The organism is Flavobacterium cyclinae (assembly GCF_021172145.1).
Lineage (GTDB): Bacteria > Bacteroidota > Bacteroidia > Flavobacteriales > Flavobacteriaceae > Flavobacterium > Flavobacterium cyclinae.
On sequence record NZ_CP089095.1, the window covers coordinates 1,948,253 to 1,966,274 of the forward strand.

General features: G+C 31.5%; 15 protein-coding genes. 10 read left to right on the forward strand and 5 right to left on the reverse strand.

Features of this window, described 5'->3' with window-relative positions:
- Nucleotides 1–134 precede the first annotated feature (134 nt).
- The 10 genes from LOS86_RS09130 to LOS86_RS09175 all read left to right on the forward strand — a co-directional run bounded on the left by LOS86_RS09130 (nt 135) and on the right by LOS86_RS09175 (nt 9,415).
- Entirely contained in the window at nt 135–1,100 is a 966-nt protein-coding gene (locus tag LOS86_RS09130; RefSeq protein WP_231841799.1) for a Gfo/Idh/MocA family protein, read from the forward strand.
- Between the two features lie 359 nt (nt 1,101–1,459).
- Entirely contained in the window at nt 1,460–2,464 is a 1,005-nt protein-coding gene (locus tag LOS86_RS09135) for a PDDEXK nuclease domain-containing protein (protein ID WP_231841800.1), read from the forward strand.
- The gene (locus LOS86_RS09140; RefSeq protein WP_231841801.1) at nt 2,457–2,855 is read left to right on the forward strand and encodes a hypothetical protein; all 399 of its coding nucleotides are present in this window, start codon (nt 2,457–2,459) and stop codon (nt 2,853–2,855) included. The genes LOS86_RS09135 and LOS86_RS09140 overlap by 8 nt, the downstream gene beginning before the upstream one ends.
- The gene (locus LOS86_RS09145; RefSeq protein WP_231841802.1) at nt 2,852–3,742 is read left to right on the forward strand and encodes a 3-hydroxyacyl-CoA dehydrogenase family protein; all 891 of its coding nucleotides are present in this window, start codon (nt 2,852–2,854) and stop codon (nt 3,740–3,742) included. The genes LOS86_RS09140 and LOS86_RS09145 overlap by 4 nt, the downstream gene beginning before the upstream one ends.
- Before the next feature lie 64 nt (nt 3,743–3,806).
- Nucleotides 3,807–5,054, forward strand: coding sequence for a DUF1015 domain-containing protein (locus LOS86_RS09150; protein WP_231841803.1), 1,248 nt, complete (start codon nt 3,807–3,809; stop codon nt 5,052–5,054).
- 77 nt (nt 5,055–5,131) lie between these two features.
- Complete coding sequence (locus LOS86_RS09155; RefSeq protein ID WP_231841804.1) at nt 5,132–5,593, forward strand: hypothetical protein; 462 nt, start codon at nt 5,132–5,134, stop codon at nt 5,591–5,593.
- On the forward strand, nt 5,593–6,288 hold the full coding sequence (locus LOS86_RS09160) for a YggS family pyridoxal phosphate-dependent enzyme (protein WP_231841805.1): 696 nt from the start codon (nt 5,593–5,595) through the stop codon (nt 6,286–6,288). Before LOS86_RS09155 ends, LOS86_RS09160 begins: the two co-directional genes overlap by 1 nt.
- 57 nt (nt 6,289–6,345) lie before the next feature.
- The gene (locus LOS86_RS09165) at nt 6,346–7,707 is read left to right on the forward strand and encodes an exonuclease domain-containing protein (protein WP_231841806.1); all 1,362 of its coding nucleotides are present in this window, start codon (nt 6,346–6,348) and stop codon (nt 7,705–7,707) included.
- On the forward strand, nt 7,707–8,633 hold the full coding sequence (miaA, locus tag LOS86_RS09170; RefSeq protein ID WP_231841807.1) for a tRNA (adenosine(37)-N6)-dimethylallyltransferase MiaA: 927 nt from the start codon (nt 7,707–7,709) through the stop codon (nt 8,631–8,633). The genes LOS86_RS09165 and miaA overlap by 1 nt, the downstream gene beginning before the upstream one ends.
- Before the next feature lie 56 nt (nt 8,634–8,689).
- On the forward strand, nt 8,690–9,415 hold the full coding sequence (locus tag LOS86_RS09175) for an acyl-[acyl-carrier-protein] thioesterase (protein ID WP_231841808.1): 726 nt from the start codon (nt 8,690–8,692) through the stop codon (nt 9,413–9,415).
- A gap of 28 nt (nt 9,416–9,443) precedes the next feature.
- Here the strand turns inward: LOS86_RS09175 and LOS86_RS09180 are convergent, their stop codons facing one another.
- From LOS86_RS09180 to LOS86_RS09200, 5 genes are all read right to left on the reverse strand, one after another.
- Nucleotides 9,444–10,142, reverse strand: coding sequence for a response regulator transcription factor (locus LOS86_RS09180; RefSeq protein WP_231841809.1), 699 nt, complete (start codon nt 10,140–10,142; stop codon nt 9,444–9,446).
- 18 nt (nt 10,143–10,160) lie between these two features.
- Nucleotides 10,161–11,744, reverse strand: coding sequence for a sensor histidine kinase (locus LOS86_RS09185; protein WP_231841810.1), 1,584 nt, complete (start codon nt 11,742–11,744; stop codon nt 10,161–10,163).
- A gap of 71 nt (nt 11,745–11,815) precedes the next feature.
- The gene (gene coaE, locus LOS86_RS09190; RefSeq protein WP_231841811.1) at nt 11,816–12,403 is read right to left on the reverse strand and encodes a dephospho-CoA kinase; all 588 of its coding nucleotides are present in this window, start codon (nt 12,401–12,403) and stop codon (nt 11,816–11,818) included.
- Nucleotides 12,404–12,405: 2 nt separating this feature from the next.
- On the reverse strand, nt 12,406–13,404 hold the full coding sequence (locus tag LOS86_RS09195; protein WP_231841812.1) for a glycosyltransferase family 2 protein: 999 nt from the start codon (nt 13,402–13,404) through the stop codon (nt 12,406–12,408).
- 134 nt (nt 13,405–13,538) lie between these two features.
- Nucleotides 13,539–17,999 carry a T9SS-dependent choice-of-anchor J family protein gene (locus LOS86_RS09200; RefSeq protein ID WP_231841813.1) on the reverse strand — a complete coding sequence of 1,487 codons (4,461 nt, stop codon included), beginning with the start codon at nt 17,997–17,999 and terminating at the stop codon, nt 13,539–13,541.
- Nucleotides 18,000–18,022 lie beyond the last annotated feature (23 nt).

Sequence of the window (18,022 nt, forward strand, 5' to 3'; positions counted from 1 at the left end):
ATTTTGTTTGGGTAAAAATAGCTTTAAAATCTCAAAAAACAAATCAGAAAATAAACTAACTTTTTTCCGAAGTTTCAGAATTTAATCTTTTGCACTTTCAACTAAAATCGTACTTTTGATAAAATTAATTTTTTATGTTAAAAGTGGGAGTTTTAGGTGCTGGTCACCTTGGAAAAATACATTTACGATTATTAAATCAATCTGAAAAATATGAATTAGTTGGCTTTTACGACGCTTTTGAAGAAAACGCCAATAAAGTAGCCGCTGAATTTGGTTATAAAAAATTCGATTCTATTGCCGACTTAATCGCTGCTGTTGATGTTGTTGATATAGTAACACCAACGATGCAACATTTTGAATGTGCAAAACAAGTTATCGAAGCTGGAAAGCACATTTTCATCGAAAAACCTATTTCAAATACGGTTGAAGAAGCTGAAGAAATCATCGCTCTAGCCAAAAAACACAATGTAAAAGGTCAAGTAGGGCATGTGGAAAGATTCAATCCTGCGTTTACTGCTGTGAAAGATAAAATCAATAATCCGATGTTTATTGAAACGCATCGTTTGGCGGAATTCAATCCTCGTGGTACGGATGTTCCTGTAGTTTTGGATTTGATGATTCACGATATTGATGCGATTTTGAGCGTAGTAAAATCGAAAGTAAAATCAATTAACGCTAGTAGTGTTGCCGTAATTTCAGATTCACCAGATATTACAAATGCACGTATCGAATTCGAAAATGGTTGTGTAGCCAACATTACTTCAAGCCGAATTTCGATGAAGAATATGAGAAAATCGCGTTTCTTCCAAAAAGACGCTTACATTTCAGTAGATTATTTGGATAAAGTGTGCGAAGTGGTTCGTATGAAAGACGCACCTGAAGTTCCAGGTGATTTCGACATGATATTACAAAATGCAGAAGGTGTAAAAAAACAAATCTATTTTGATAATCCTGGTGTTGAAGCTAACAACGCCATTTTAGATGAATTAGAAACTTTCGCTGATGCCATCAACAACAATACCACTCCAATTGTAACTTTAGAAGATGGTACCGAAGCTTTAAGAGTGGCGTATCAGATTATTGAGTGTATGAAAAGATAATTTATATTTTTATAAATGCAAAAAGTAAATAATAACATAAAATACCAAATAATTATATCTGTAATACTTTATTGCTCAATCTTATTAGTGTATTACTTGATTATAGATAAAGATATTATTGGATGTGTTTTACTATCTACACTACATTTATTTTTTATTACTCTATTTGCCTCTTTATTTAATATTAAATCAGAAATTTTAAAATTCATATCTAATATAAGTTATATTCCAACAATCTTTGTGATTTTATTCCTAAATATAAAGTCAAATGTGTATTTAACATCTCTTATTTTAGTGCTTATAATATTTATAAATTTCAGAAAATATATCTTTAACAAAATAAAATCTATTATTATAAAATGATTTTATCTCAAAATCTAATACTTGAAATTAAATCTTTAATTGCGAAAGCAAAAGAAGGTGCAATTCGTTCTGTTGACAATCAACGAACTTTAATGTATTGGCATATTGGCGAGCGTATTTTTAACGAAGAACAGCAAGGAAAAAACAGAGCTGATTACGGAAATTATTTAATAAAATACTTATCCAAACAACTCCAACCTGAATATGGAAGCGGGTTTTCTGTTAGACAATTGGAAAGATACAGACAATTTTATAGAACATTCCCAATTGCGTCCACACTGCGGACGCAATTGAGTTGGTCGCATTACAAATTACTTTTAAGTATTGATAATAGAGATAAAAGAGAATACTACATTGCCGAAACTGTAAAAAATAATTGGTCGGTTCGTCAAATGGAACGACAAATTAACAGTCAACTTTTTGAACGATTATTATTAAGCAATGATAAAGAAAGCGTTTTAGCTGTTGCAAGAAATGAAGTTATTCCATCTCATCCTAGTGAAATTATAAAAGACCCAATGGTTTTAGAATTTCTCGGTTTAAAAAGAGAAAGCGCTTATTACGAAAAAGATTTAGAACAAGCCATCATTACAAATTTACAAGATTTTCTATTAGAGCTTGGAAACGGATTTTCTTTTGTAGCAAGACAAAAACGAATTCATTTAGATGGTGATGACTTTTTTGTAGATTTGGTTTTTTATAATAGAATTTTACAAGCCTTTGTGATTTTTGAAATTAAAACACACAAATTAACTCACGAAGATTTGGGGCAACTTCAGATGTATGTAAATTATTTTGACAGAATTGAAAAACTAGAACACGAAAAACCTACAATTGGTATCCTTTTATGTGCAGACAAAAATAATGCTGTGGTAAAATTTTCATTACCAGAAAACAACGCTACTATTTTAGCAAGTCAATATGAATTAATTTTACCAACCGAAAAACAATTATTGGATGAAATTAGAAAAGAAATAGAAATTTTAAATAAAAATGACTAGAAAAGAATTCATTACAACACTCATTGAAAAAAAACTAAAACCATTACTCTTTTTAATAGTTCTAGTTTATTTTGTTATATATCTATTCCATGAACATAATGATGATACAAATAACAATGTTGTTCCTTTTTTCAATTTAGTTTTTTCGATTTCAATATTATTTTTAATTCTTGGAATAATAAAATACGTGATTGAAATTGTAAACTATAATTTGCCTAATTCAATCAAAAATAGTTTAGCATTTTTATCAAAAATTATAAATTTAATTGCTTACATAGGCCTTTTCTTTATGGGATATTTTTCCTATATTGAAGAAAAATTCATTCATACAATCCTTATACTTTTAACAATAATATACTTAACCTATTCAAAAATTAAAACAACAAAATGAACACAATCGCAGTAATCGGAGCAGGAACAATGGGTAACGGAATTGCTCATACTTTCGCGCAAAGCGGATTCACCGTAAAATTAATCGATATTTCAGAAAAATCATTAGAAAAAGGAATGGCAACTATAGCCGCTAACCTGGATAGAATGGTAGCAAAAGGAACTATCACTGAAGAAAACAAACACAAAACAATCGGAAATATCATAACATATACTGACGTTAAAGACGGTGTAGTAGGATGTGATTTAGTAGTGGAAGCTGCTACAGAAAACGTACAATTGAAATTCAATATCTTCAAACAATTAAGCGAAGTTTGTGATCATAATGTAATTTTAGCTACTAATACTTCTTCGATTTCTATTACTCAAATTGCTGCTAACGTAGTGCATCCAGAACGTGTAATCGGAATGCACTTTATGAATCCGGTTCCAATTATGAAATTAGTAGAAATTATCCGTGGTTACAATACTTCGGATGAAGTGACTAAAATCATCATGGATTTATCTGTGAAATTAGGAAAAACACCAACAGAAGTTAACGATTATCCAGGTTTCGTTGCTAACCGAATTTTAATGCCAATGATTAACGAAGCTATCGAAACGTTATACAACGGCGTTGGTGGTGTTTACGAAATCGATACGGTTATGAAATTAGGAATGGCACACCCAATGGGACCATTACAATTAGCTGACTTCATCGGATTAGATGTTTGTTTATCCATCTTAAACGTTATGTACGACGGATTCAAAAATCCAAAATATGCTCCATGTCCGTTATTAGTAAATATGGTTATGGCTGGAAAATTAGGAGTTAAATCGGGAGAAGGTTTCTACGATTACTCTGAAAGCAAAAAAGCAGAGAAAGTTTCGAAACAATTCTTAAAGTAATCAGTCACAGTTTTCAGTCGCAGTCAAATCTGAATACAGCGACTGAGACTGTAAACTAAACAAAATGGCCAAAATAAAACCTTTCAAAGCAGTACGTCCAGCGCCAGACAAAGTGGCTTTGGTAACGTGTAGAACCTATGATGATTATAGTTCGGCTGAGCTTGCCGCTTGGTTGGATTTTAATCCGTATTCGTTTTTACATGTGATTCATCCTGCTTATGCCAATGCGCAAAAAGTGTCATTAGAAAAGCGTTTTAAAGCCGTTGCCAATAAATATCAAGATTTTAAACAAGAACAAATTCTAATTGAAGAAGAACATCCTGTTTTTTATCTGTATGAAATCCAATCAAAAGGACAAACTTTTACTGGAATTATTGCTGGGACTTCAGTGAAAGATTATCAAAATAATGTAATCAAAAAACACGAAGATACGTTGCAATACCGGGTGGAATTGTTCAAAGATTACTTGCATCAAACCAATTTCAATACGGAACCTGTTTTGATTACGTATCCCGATAGCGTGGAAATCAATACGTTTATTGCGTTACGAAAACAGAGCAAACCTGTTTATGAATATTCCACTACCAACAAAGAAAAACACACACTTTGGAAAATCGACACCCAAAGCGAAGTGGATTGGTTACAAGAGCATTTTGAAAATATTCCTAATTTATATATTGCCGATGGACATCATCGTTCGGCTTCTGCGGAATTGTTATACGAACAAGACAAGCATCTAGGAAACGAAAACCTGAATTATTTCATGAGTTTCTTAATTGCCGAAAGCAACGTAAAAATCTACGAATTCAACCGATTGATACGCGATTTGAATGGACTATCGAAAGATACTTTTATTAAAAAATTATCAGAACATTTCGTAATTGTCGCCAAAAATCAAGAAATTTGGAAACCCCAAAATAAGTTTGAATTTGGAATGTACTTAGATGGCAGTTTTTACGCTTTGTTCTATAAACATCAAAACACAGAATTGCCAAATCGAGCGGAGTCGAGATTAGGAGAATCTATTTTAGACAATTTAGACGCCCAAATTTTATACGACAAAGTACTTTTCCCATTATTAGGAATCGAAGATTTAAGAAACGACGAACGCATTGATTATATTCCTGGTAAATTATCTATTTCTGTAATAAAAGATTTAATTGACGAAGGCGAATTTGAATTAGGTTTCATGCTCTACCCTTCTGACATCAATGAAATAAAAGCATTAGCTGATAACAACTTAATCATGCCTCCTAAATCAACGTATATCGAACCGAAGTTTAGAAGTGGTTTGGTGGTGTATGAGTTGTAATTTTTTAGAGAAAAGAAGCAAGAAAAAAGAAAAAAGACTCAATTTTGTCATTTCGACAAAGGAGAAATCACATTAAAATGAAAAAAATAATATTCTTTTTATTGTTTGTTAACTTTTGTTTTTCGCAAGAGAAAAAATTAACTATCTCTCAAATCGATAGTATTGTTAAAACAATTAGACCAAAAATAGAATCAAGTGGAATTATTAAAAAGAAAAAGAAAAATATTGGTGTATTTGGAACTACAAGTTATGAATTTGAAGATAACTTGATCTATTCTTATTATAATGAAACTACAAAAGATAAAGAATTTGAATTTTTACATTTTTATGAATTTTATTATTTTAACGATAGTCCAATTTATATCAAAATAAATATTGAAAAAATAAATAGTAAGGATAATTCAAAAGAAATTTTTAAAGCAGAATTAAATAAATTTGAAATAACTTCTTTCAAAGAAATAAAAAATCCTTTTTTAATTAATTTAAGAATAAAATTGAATAAAATAATTTTTGATTTCATTAACAATAAGCCAGAATAATGTCAATCTCAAAAAACCTCAATAACATAAAATCCCAACTTCCAGCTCACGTTACTTTGGTAGCAGTTTCAAAAACCAAACCTATATCGGATTTAATGGAAGCGTATGATGCTGGCCAACGTATTTTTGGAGAAAATTATGTTCAAGAATTAGTTGAAAAACAGGAACAAATGCCAAATGATATACAATGGCATTTTATTGGGCATTTGCAATCTAGGAAAGTTAAACTTATTGCACCTTTTGTAAGCTTAATTCATGGTGTGGATAGTTTAAAATTATTGCAAGAAATCAACAAACAAGCAGCAAAAAATAATCGTGTAATTGATTGTTTGTTACAAGTTTTTATTGCGGAAGAAGAAAGTAAATTTGGGTTAGACGAACAAGAATTAAACGAGATTCTGGAACATGTCCATAATGACAAAGAAAACTATAAAAATATCCGAATCGTTGGCTTAATGGGAATGGCAACCTTCACAGAAAACCAAAACCAAATTGAAAAAGAATTCAAACATCTAAAAACGATTTTTGATACTATTACCTCTTGTACAGACGCGATTAATCGCGTCTCTCCAGAAAACATTGATATAAAAATATTATCCATGGGAATGTCGGGCGATTATCAACTCGCAATTTCATGCGGAAGTACGATGGTTCGAATTGGAAGTAGTATCTTTGGAACGAGAAATTATCAATAAGGCAATTTGTCAATGTGCCAATTAACTGAAAACCGAGACTGAACACTGTAAACTATTTTGTACGCAATAATCGACATAGAAACCACTGGAGGACAATACAATGAAGAAGGTATAACCGAAATCGCCATTTATAAATTTGATGGTCATGAGGTTGTGGACCAATTCATTAGCCTTGTAAATCCCGAAAAACCAATCCAACCTTTCGTTGTGAAGTTAACTGGGATTAATAATGCTATGCTTAGAAGTGCTCCCAAATTCTATGAAGTGGCAAAAAGAATTATCGAAATCACTGAAGGATGTGTAATTGTGGCTCACAATGCTTCATTCGATTATCGAATTTTAAAAACCGAATTTAGACGTTTAGGTTTTGATTTCAAAAAACAAACGCTATGTACGGTAGAATTAGCAAAAAAGTTAATTCCGGGTCAAGAATCGTATAGTTTGGGTAAGCTGGTGCGTTCATTAGGAATTCCTATGGCAGACAGACATCGTGCTAGTGGTGATGCTTTGGCTACTGTGAAATTATTCAAAATGTTGTTGGTAAAAGACATCGAGAAAGAAATCGTAAAAAGCTTTATCAAAACCGAAATTAAATCGGGAATGTCTCCGAAATTGTTAGATATTGTGGAGAATTTACCTTCAAAAACAGGTATTTACTACATTCACAATGAAAAAGGCGATTTGATTTACATCGGGAAAAGCAAAAACATCAAAAAACGTGTCAACCAACATTTCACAGGAACTTCGAGTAAAAGTAAAAAAATCCAACGTGATGTTTTTGCCGTGACTTTTGAAGAAACGGGAAGCGAATTAATAGCACTTTTAAAGGAAAGCGAAGAAATTAAAATCAATAAACCAATTTACAACAGAGCTCAACGCAAAAGTATTTTTCAATACGCGCTTTACCAACACACAAACGAACAAGGTTACATTTCATTAACCGTTGAAAAAGCAGATGGTCGAAAGAAAGAAATCACTTCGTTTACTTCGCTTCAGGAAGGCAAAAATGCATTGTTCAAGATAACAGAAAAATACAATTTGTGTCAGAAAATCAATGGTTTGTATGATACTCAAAACGGATGTTTTCAATACAAAATAAAAGAATGTAATGGAGCTTGTTTGGGTGAAGAAAACCCTGAAAGTTACAACGAAAGAGTTTTGGAATTCATTGAAGAGAACTCGTTTGAAAACAACAATATGGTAATTCTTGATCGCGGTAGAACGTATGATGAAAGAACTGCTGTATTAATTGAAAATGGTATATATAAAGGCTACTGCTTTTACGATTTGAATTATCAAGTGAATAACATTGAAATTTTGAAAAACATCATCATTCCAATGCAACACAATCGCGATACAAAAACGATTATTCAATCTTATATTAGAAAAAATAAAGTGTATAAAATAATTCGTTTTTAATGAACTATCTTATTACCATTATAGGACCAACAGCCATTGGAAAAACGGCTTTGAGCATTACTTTAGCACAACATTTTGGTTGCGAAATTATATCATGCGATAGTCGTCAGTTTTTTAAAGAAATGAAAATTGGCACCGCTGTTCCGAGTGATGAAGAATTAGCAGCTGCAACCCATCATTTTATTCAAAATAAATCGATTTTTGAAAGTTATTCGGTAGGCGATTTTGAACAAGAAGCTTTATCGAAATTGGATGAATTATTTCAGAAAAATAACATTCAAATTATGGTAGGTGGTTCGGGATTATATGTAGATGCGGTTTTAAAAGGATTTGATGATTTTCCAGATATTGATGATTCGGTTCGAAATGAAATTAATACTAAATATGATGCATTAGGTATCAACTTTTTACAAGAGCAACTCCAAAAATTAGATTCGGAATATTACCAAAAGTTAGAAACTGATAATCCACAAACCTTACAAAATCCGCAACGTATGAAACGTTTTGTAGAAGTTTGCTTGGGAACTGGAAAACCGTATTCGAGTTTTATTGGAAAACGAAAAAACAAAAGAAACTTCACTCCTATTATCATTGGTTTAGAAGCCGACCGAGAAATCATGTATGATAGAATCAACCAACGCGTGGATATTATGCTAAATGAAGGACTTTTAGCTGAAGCAGAATCTTTGTATCCAAACAAACATTTGAATGCATTACAAACCGTTGGTTACAGAGAATTATTCGATTATTTTGATAGAAAAATAACTTTAGAGTTTGCCATCGAACAAATCAAGATGAACACGAGACGTTTTGCAAAACGCCAAATCACTTGGTTTAAACGAACAGAAAATGTGAGTTGGTTTGATTATTTGACAGATAGAAAAGAGATTATCAGTTCTATAAAATCAATGATTCATAATTCATAATTCATAATTCATAATTCATAATTCATAATTCATAATTCATAATTTATAATTTTTTTATGCCCATATCTTCCAATTTTACTTCTATTTTAGAACAAGAATACGAAATCAACTTTTTGCAATGTTATCCAAATGGTTTATTGAAATATACTGAGTTATGTAATATTTTTCAAATTACAGCGGGAATTCATGCCGATTTAGGTGGAATCAGTTTTAGTGATATGCAAGAACATCATCAAGCTTGGGTAATGAGTAAAATGCGTTTGGAAATTATCAGTTTACCCAAATGGAAGGAGAAAGTTACCGTAAAAACGTGGATAAAATCATTAGAAAATTCACGTTCGACTCGTTGTTTGGAATTGTATCGCGGTGATGAGAAATTAGCGGGTTGTGAAACGTATTGGGCCGTTTTAAATACACAAATTAGAAGACCTGAAAATTTAGCTTTACCTCACGAACATTTTATCAAATATCCAGAACATAGTGCAACTGAAAAATCGGTGCAGCGTATTAATTTGGATGTTGCATTCGAAAAAATATTAGATTATAAAGTACAACTATCTGATTTAGATATCGTAAATCATGCTAATAACGTGAAATACTTAGAATGGTGCTTAAATACTATGGATAGAAAATTTATCTTGAAACAAAACATAAAAGGCTTTGAGATGAATTTCTTAAAAGAATTGAACTGGAATGATGAAGCAATAATTTCTAAAAACGAAAATACATACATCATTACCAAAGACGAAAAAGTTTGTTATGCATTAGAAATTATTGAATAAAAAAGTCCTGATTTCTCAGGACTTGAAATTATTTCTTGATGACTAATCTAAAACCTTCACCGTGAATGTTTAAGATTTCAACATTTTCGTCTTGTTTTAAGAATTTTCTCAATTTAGCGATATAAACGTCCATACTTCTTGATGTGAAGTAGTTATCATCTCTCCAAATTTTAGTTAAAGCCAATTCTCTTGGCATTAAATCATTTTCGTGAAGTGCTAACATTTTTAAAAGTTCACACTCTTTTGGAGATAATTTAATTGGTTCTTGACCTGGATATGTTAAGAAACGTAATTTTGAATTCAAGTGGAATTTACCTATTTCAAACTCAAACTTAGTTGTATCTGGTTTTACTTCAGACGCTTTTCTTTGAATAATTGCTTTGATTTTCATTAAAAGCACTTCTGAATCAAATGGTTTATTCAAATAATCATCAGCACCAACTTTATATCCTTTTAAAACGTCTTCTTTCAACGTTTTAGCTGTTAAAAAGATAATTGGCACTTCTTGGTTTTTCTCACGAATTTCTCTAGCTAAAGTATAACCATCTTTGTAAGGCATCATAACATCTAAAATACACAAATCATAGGTGTCTTTTTTGAATTTTTCAAAACCTTCCATTCCGTTTTTAGCCAAGGTAACCTCAAAATCATTTATCATTAAATAATCTTTCAAAACCGCACCAAAGTTTGGATCGTCTTCAACTAATAATATTTTTTTTGCTTCCATGATAATGTTCTATATATTTTAATTTATTAATGGCATTTTTATTATAAAGGTACTTCCCTTACCTTTTTCACTCTCTACAAATATTTGACCATTGTGGTCTTCAACAATTTGTTTTACATAGGCTAAACCAAGCCCATGACCTTTTACATTATGTAAATCTCCCGTATGTTCGCGGTAGAATTTTTCAAATACTCTTTTTTGTGCTACTTTACTCATACCAGCACCTTGATCCTGAATTTTTATAAGAATAAAATCTTTTATATTCTCGGTAAAAACATCAATTATTGGGGCGTCTGGTGAATATTTAATAGCATTGTCTAACACGTTTACTAATACATTTGTAAAATGTACTTCGTTAAGTAAAATTGTACTTCTTTGTGCATTAAAATGCTGATGAATTATTCCTTGTCTGTCTTCAACAATTAAACTAACGTGTTCGATTGCATCTTCAATAATTTCGGTTACATCTCTTGGTTCTTTAGAAATATCCAATTCGTTTTTCTCTAATTTAGAGATTCGTAAAACATTTTCTACCTGAGCATGCATTCTCTTGTTTTCCTCTTTAATCATTTGGAGATAACGTTGTACCTTTTCTTTATCTTCAATGATTTTTGGATTTTTAATTGCATCTAAAGCTAAGTTGATAGTAGCTATAGGTGTCTTGAATTCATGTGTCATATTATTAATGAAATCTGTTTTGATTTCAGAAATTTGTTTTTGTTTGATTAATTGATTTAAGGCGCTTGAATACGTTAACACAATAACCAAAGTAAACAATAATGACAAAGTTGAAATTCCAATTAAAGATGAAAAAACGAATTTGCTTTTTTGTGGAAAACTCACTAAAAGTTGATACATCGACATTCCTTCATTATCTTGAAGTATAGGAATTCCGTAAGTTGTATTACTATTGTATTTAAAATTTTCAGAACGAATTTTAGTTGCTAAGCCATTGCTATAGATACCAAATTCAAAAGGTGTTTTGACTCCGTATTTATGAAGTTCATCTTTTAAATATTTTCCAAGTTGTTCTACTGAAACCCTTTCTTGAATAGGTTTTAATGAAACAACATCTTTAAAAGTTACTTCAAAATTTGCTTTGTCTAAACTTGTTACACTTCCTGATTTATTAATAGATAAGTCTGGTAATGTACGAACTTGCAAATTTCCATCATCTATAGAATTTCCACTAAAATATTCTGTTTTTCTTTTTGATAGTAATTTTCCAAAATTTACTGAACCTGCATTTTTATCAAAGAACGAACCATTTATACCATAATTTTCAGCAACTAGTGTATTGGTGTAAATGATAGTTTCATTAGTTTTTTTATCGCGTTCGTAGAAATATATTTCTTTTAACTCTTCTTGTTTAGGAATTTTACCAGTACTATCAATTAACTTATTATAATAATTATAAAAGGAAACTAACTCTTTTTCATTGATTGTATTAGAAACATTACCTAAAACTTGTTGAACGTGATATTTAAATTCTTCTTCATTTTTGTCCAAAGAAATAGATATCCAATACAATTGAACTAAAATTATACCAATTAATGATAAACTCATTAAAAAGACTAATAATCTAAACCTTGACTTATTCATCGAAACAAATTTAACATTTTAACATTTATAGTTAAAATACATTAACCAAAGATTAACATATAAACTATTTTTTAGGATTTTGCTAAAATTTTAAGAATTTTGTCAATATTTAGGAAAGTCTCTTTTAAATTAATATTTTCCACAACAAAATCGCTCATTTTTATCTTTTCTTCATCAGAAAATTGATTGTTAATTCTAACTAATATTTCGTCTTTTGTTAAATTATCACGTTTCATTGCTCTTTCAACACGAAGTGATACAGGAGCTGTAATTAAAATAACCTTATCACATTCTTTATTTCCTCCAGTTTCAAATAAAATGGCAACTTCTTTAATTACAAAAGGATAATTCTTATGTTCTTTTAACCAATTGCTGAAATGAAGTCGCACTTCTGGATGAACGATGGCATTTAATTCTTTTAATTTTTCGGGATTATTGAATACAAGTTGGGCAATTTTTTTTCGATTTAACGTTGCATCTGAATTGAGAATACTCTCTGAAAACAAATTTTGAATTTTTTGTTTTATATTCTCGCATTCCATAATGTTTTTTGCTTCTTCATCTGCTATATAAACAGGAATTCCTTTTGACGCCATATAAGCTGCAACAGTAGATTTACCACTGCCAATTCCTCCTGTTAAACCAATAATTTTTGTCATCTCTATTTTTTAAAAAACAACTCAGGAAACGCTTCTTGTGGCTTTTGTTTCAAAATGAAAACTTTAAAATACGATAATAAAAATCCTTTTCCGTATCCAAAAAACTGAATTATAGAAGCCCATATAGAATAAAACGCAATTTTTATACTTTTATTGGACAATAAAGAAATTAAGAATAAAAGTGCAAAATATAATCCGTATAAATACATGAAATAAGGAACATTAATAAGTACAGACAGAAGAGCCACAATAAAACCAAAACAAAATAAAGTTGGAAACCAAAATGTTATTTTAGTGTGTTCAGGATACCATGAATTTAATATTGGGCGCGCTTTTCCAAATTTATTTACTTGTATTTGAAATTTTTCCCAACTAATTCTTCTTTTATGATAAACAAATGCATTTTTTATAAGCTTGGTTTTAAAACCTAAATTCCATAATCGGATTGACAAATCGGGGTCTTCTCCAGGATGAATATTTCCAAAACCATTTGAAGCTTCGAATGCTTTTTTAGACAACCCCATATTAAAACTTCGGGGTTGAAATTTATCTACTTTTTCACTTCCTCCTCTAATTCCACCAGTAGTAATAAAAGAAGTCATGGTAAAGTTTATTGCCTTTTGAATATCTGAAAAGGAATCAAGTGCTGCATCAGGACCACCAAAACAATCTACGTATTCTTCATTAAGACTATTTTGAACCTGATTTAAATAATCTGGTGGAATAATACAATCTGAATCTAAAATAATAAAATAATCTCCTTTAGCCACTTTCATCCCGTAATTTCGAGAATCACCAGGACCAGAATTTGGTTTATTATAATAGGAAATATGCAATTGATTTGAATATTTTTCAACAACATCATTACAGGGAATTGATGAGCCATCTTCCACAATTACAACTTCAAAAGGAATTGATGAATTGAACTTAGTTAAACTTTCTAACAATTCGTCAATTTCATCGGGTCTATTATAAACGGGAACTATAAATGAAAAATACATCCGTAATTTTTTTACAAAATTACATAAATTTTATGTGGAATAGAACTATCAAATTAGTTCATTAATGAAAATAAAATACCTAAAAATAAAAAAGTCCCGATAAAATCGGGACTTTAATTTAATAACTAAAATTATTATTGTTTTACAACTTTTAAAGTTTTAATTGTATCACCAAGTGTAACATTAACAATATAAGTACCTGCACTTAATTGAGACATATCTACTTGAGAAGAGGTTGCATTAACATTTTTAGAAAGAACTTCTTGACCTATCATATTGATAACTTTTACAGAAGAAATTTCAGTAGCATAAGAGATATTTAAAACATCTTTAACTGGGTTAGGATAAGCAGAGAAAGAATTTGAATTAAAATCTCCATTGCTTAATACACAAGTTACAGCCATTTCAAAATTTCCTACATTTGATCCAAAACCTTCTACCAAGATGTAATATGTAGTAGTTCCATCAGCAGTAAATGTAACAGATGATTGAGCATTACAGAAATCGTCATTAAACGCAATTTCAGTTCCACCACAAGCATCATATACTCTTAAATAACTATCATAGTTTGTATTATTACATAAACTTACTGTAATATCACCAGCAGCACCACTATAAGAATACCAAACATCTGCAGATGTACCACCACTTGAATTTGTTGCAGTAGTTGTAGTACCTGTTACCACATCACCACAATCAACAGCAATTGCATTAACACAATCATCATTAGATGGTGGACAAGAATATGATAAAGCACCTGAAGTTACAAAACATGCTCCATCTTGTTCATTAGTAACTACAACAGTATTGCTAGATCCATCAGCATAAGGTCCGAAAGTTTGAACACCAGTTGCAGAAATACCAGTTAAATCTGTAGTACCGTCAGAGATTGTTAATGAAGTAGCAGAACCAATATTAGTAACATCAACTTCAATTGAATATTGGCTATTAGCACAATCAGGAACAACATTGAAAGATACAGTTGGGTTTACACAAGTAGCACAAACTACATCAAAATCCCAAGAAGTGTAAGCAGAATCACCACAATTTGCAGACCCATCAGAAGATATCATTACCGTAATTGTATCACCAGTAGCATCAAATGTTAATCCAGCTAAGTTACCAGCGGCACCATAACCATTATACAATTGTGTAACACCATCAGAATCAATAACAATTAATTCATCCCAAGTGTTTTCCACTTGACCAGCATTGAATACTACTCTCAAAGGACTTCCATCACTAGAAGTAAATGTCCAAGAAGTTGAATCATTATCTGTATAACAGTAAGTTGTATTTACTGGCGTACCACAAACCACTTCAATATTTGTTTCAACATTGTATGGTCCTACCCAGATACTTTGCTCAGTTACACTACAAACTGCTCTTAAATAAATTTCATAAGGAGTATTTGGAGTTAAACCAGAAATCACTAAAGGATTTGAAGTTGTAGAAACTCCAGTACCAGCAGGAACTCCAGTTCCTTGAGCTTGAACTACATATTCCCATTCTGTTTCTCCTGCACCTGCAGTCCAAGAAACAGTTACAGTATCAGTACCAACTGTATCAACAGTAAACATTGTTGGTTCTAAACAAGAAGGTGTTTCTTCAATAGTAACATCATCAATTGCAATATCATCATAGAAACTTGAAGATTCAACAATGATAAATCTAACTTGAATATCACCTGTGATAGTTAATGTACTTAAATCAATAACTCTTTTTTCCCAACCGTTAGTGTTAGTATTATAAGTTGCCATAGCATTCCATGCAGCTCCGTCCCATACTTCAACATTTAAAGTAGAGTTTGGATTTGCACCTTCATTATTACTTAATTCAAAGAATGTTAATCTTGGAACAGTTAATCCTGAAACATCAATTAAAGGAGATGTTAATGTAGCATTTGTAGTATTTGGAGATGAATCATCAATCCAAGCAAAATAACCACCAGAAGTTGTTGTACCAGTAATTACACCATTATTCCCAATATGATTTCCTGCACCTGTATTAGAAAATCTCCAGTTTTCTGAACCACTCATATTCCAACAAGAAGGAATAGTTCCTGCATTTTCAAAATCTTCAGTATAAGGAGCTACATAAGTGTTACATAATGTAGTAAAAGTAATTGGTCCAATCCAAGGACTAAAATCTCCACCACCACAATCAGCTCTTACATATACCTCATAAGTTGTATTAGCTGCTAAAGGGTTTCCATTAATATCAAAACCTTCACCTACAACAGTTACGTCACCTACTTGAGCACCAGCAGTTGCAGGAATACCTGTACCTGGAGCTTGAATAGCATATTCGTAATCAAATTGTGCACCACCTGAACCATCAGTCCAAGATAAATCTACAGTAGAAGAAGTAACATTTGAAGCAATAATAGTATTAGGTTCCACACAAGACGGGATATCTTCAACAATTACATTATCAATATATAATCTCCATCCATCTAAACCACCATTAGGTACATGCCAAGCAATATTTACATCACCAGAGTAAGCAGATAAATCAACAACTTGCTCTATGTAAGTGATATTTGAATAACTCGTATTAGCAATTAACGTATTTGTAAAACTAGCCGGAGCTGTTCCAGTAGTAGATAACAACAATTCGAAATCATTTGGCTCTCCAGCACTTTGAACTCTATAGTGGAATTTCAATCTTTGATTTCCAGTTAAAGTAATAGTTGGTGAAATTAACCAATCATCATTAGCTCCTGCATTAAAATCAGTATACATAACTGCTACTTGATCACCTTCAAATGGATTTATAGTATAATTTGTATCCCAAGCATCACCATCAGCATTCACATTTAATTTTGTCCAACAAGCTTCTGTTGTAGAAGTTGAGTTGAATCCTTCAGAAAAAGGAACAGTAAAAGCTTCACATAATGTTCTGAAAGTTATTGGACCAGCCCAAGAACTGAAACTACCCCCACAATCTGATCTTACATATACTTCATAAAGAGTATTAGGAGTAAGAGGGTTTCCATTAATATCAAAACCTTCACCTACAACGGTTACATCTCCAATTTGAGCACCTGCACCTGTTGGTTCTCCAGTTCCTGGAGCTTGAATTACATATTCATAATCAAATTGTAATCCTCCAGAACCATCGGTCCAAGACAAATCAACAGTTGAAGAAGTAATATTAGAAGCAATAATTGTATTAGGAACTAAACAAGAAGGAGGATTAGACACAGTAACTGTGTAATCTTCAAACTCAGCACGAGCAGCAGCAGCACAAGGATTACTTGGATTTGAAGCATTCCAATCTGTTGTTATACGCATTCTATAATTACCTAATGCAGTACCACCAGGTACAGTTATTGTACCACTAAAAGGACCGCTACCATAAGCAGTAGTGTTATAAACTTTTTCACTAGCTTCAAAAACTAAATTGTTATTCCAGTCAATCCAAATAGCAAAACCTACTGTAGCCCCTTGAATAGTGGCATTGAAATCAAAAGAACCATTTTCATAACTTTCAACTACTTGAGATGTTGCATCTAAGTAACCACCAGTTGTAAAACCTGATGTTAAATTAGAAATATTTAAAGAACCTCCAGTTGTACTAAAATTATCTACAAAAGATGAACTTGAAGTACTTGAAGGAATACAATATCCAGTAAAAAACGTAAATGGACCAACCCATGCGCTAAAATTACCTCCACCACAATCAGAACGTAACCAAACATAATAAGTAGTGTTTGGAGTTAATCCTGATAAATTATCAGTTAAAGAAGCTGTTGGTGTTCCAGCACCCGCAGGAGCTGTATTAACGTTTGAATAATAATACTCGTATCCAGTTGAAGGAACTGGAGTAGCAGCATTCCAAGAAATTGTAGCTGAAGTTGTAGTTAAGTTTGAAGCGACAAATCCAGATGGTGCAGAACAAGAAGGTGGAGTAAATGTTAATAATTTACCTGCTAAATTTGCCATTACTGTGGCATTAATTGCATTATTTGCAGTTGCAGATGAAACTGTCGAAGTAGCTGCTGGTGTAACACTTAAAAATGAAGTAGAACCATTTAAACCAACTGAAGCAGTAACTGTATTAGTGGTTGTAAAAGGACTACCATACACAATTTCAACAACATTTGTAGTCTCATGTAATCTGATTAAATAAGATAAAGTAGCTCCAGCAGTAGAACCTCCTCCTCCAATTTTTGAATTGTGCCAATTAACAGTCAAAACTTGGTTAGGAGCTGTTCCAGTAAGTGAATATCTAATTTCACCACCAGTCATATTATTATCATCCCAAAAAGGAGCTATTAAAGGTCTGTTACCAGCTGTATTACTTAAAGCATTTGTCCAACCAGATGCAATTGCAGTATCAGTAGCATTTGAACCTAATCTAATGATTCCATTAGTAGAAATACCAAAGGCAGTGTAGTTAACTCCTCCAAAATTAAAAGTAAATCCAATAGGAATGTTTGTTTGAGTTCCATCATCTCCTGTAGCGGTAGACGTGGTACCCGTAATCTGGGCATAAGTCTCAGTTGATTCCGTAAAAGAATAGGAACTTACCTGAGCATTTATTTGCCAGCACGTAAAGAGCGCAAATAAAAGTAAAGTAATTTTTTTCATTTATTAATAATTTATAGTTATTC

What these genes read in the sequence shown, in the direction of transcription:
- LOS86_RS09130 (WP_231841799.1), top strand. Translation starts at nt 135, where the DNA reads ATGTTAAAAGTGGGAGTTTTAGGTGCTGGTCACCTTGGAAAAATACAT.
- LOS86_RS09135 (WP_231841800.1), top strand. Translation starts at nt 1,460, where the DNA reads ATGATTTTATCTCAAAATCTAATACTTGAAATTAAATCTTTAATTGCG.
- LOS86_RS09140 (WP_231841801.1), top strand. Translation starts at nt 2,457, where the DNA reads ATGACTAGAAAAGAATTCATTACAACACTCATTGAAAAAAAACTAAAA.
- LOS86_RS09145 (WP_231841802.1), top strand. Translation starts at nt 2,852, where the DNA reads ATGAACACAATCGCAGTAATCGGAGCAGGAACAATGGGTAACGGAATT.
- LOS86_RS09150 (WP_231841803.1), top strand. Translation starts at nt 3,807, where the DNA reads ATGGCCAAAATAAAACCTTTCAAAGCAGTACGTCCAGCGCCAGACAAA.
- LOS86_RS09155 (WP_231841804.1), top strand. Translation starts at nt 5,132, where the DNA reads ATGAAAAAAATAATATTCTTTTTATTGTTTGTTAACTTTTGTTTTTCG.
- LOS86_RS09160 (WP_231841805.1), top strand. Translation starts at nt 5,593, where the DNA reads ATGTCAATCTCAAAAAACCTCAATAACATAAAATCCCAACTTCCAGCT.
- miaA (WP_231841807.1), top strand. Translation starts at nt 7,707, where the DNA reads ATGAACTATCTTATTACCATTATAGGACCAACAGCCATTGGAAAAACG.
- LOS86_RS09175 (WP_231841808.1), top strand. Translation starts at nt 8,690, where the DNA reads ATGCCCATATCTTCCAATTTTACTTCTATTTTAGAACAAGAATACGAA.
- LOS86_RS09180 (WP_231841809.1), bottom strand. Translation starts at nt 10,142, where the DNA reads ATGGAAGCAAAAAAAATATTATTAGTTGAAGACGATCCAAACTTTGGT.
- LOS86_RS09185 (WP_231841810.1), bottom strand. Translation starts at nt 11,744, where the DNA reads ATGAATAAGTCAAGGTTTAGATTATTAGTCTTTTTAATGAGTTTATCA.
- coaE (WP_231841811.1), bottom strand. Translation starts at nt 12,403, where the DNA reads ATGACAAAAATTATTGGTTTAACAGGAGGAATTGGCAGTGGTAAATCT.
- LOS86_RS09195 (WP_231841812.1), bottom strand. Translation starts at nt 13,404, where the DNA reads ATGTATTTTTCATTTATAGTTCCCGTTTATAATAGACCCGATGAAATT.
- LOS86_RS09200 (WP_231841813.1), bottom strand. Translation starts at nt 17,999, where the DNA reads ATGAAAAAAATTACTTTACTTTTATTTGCGCTCTTTACGTGCTGGCAA.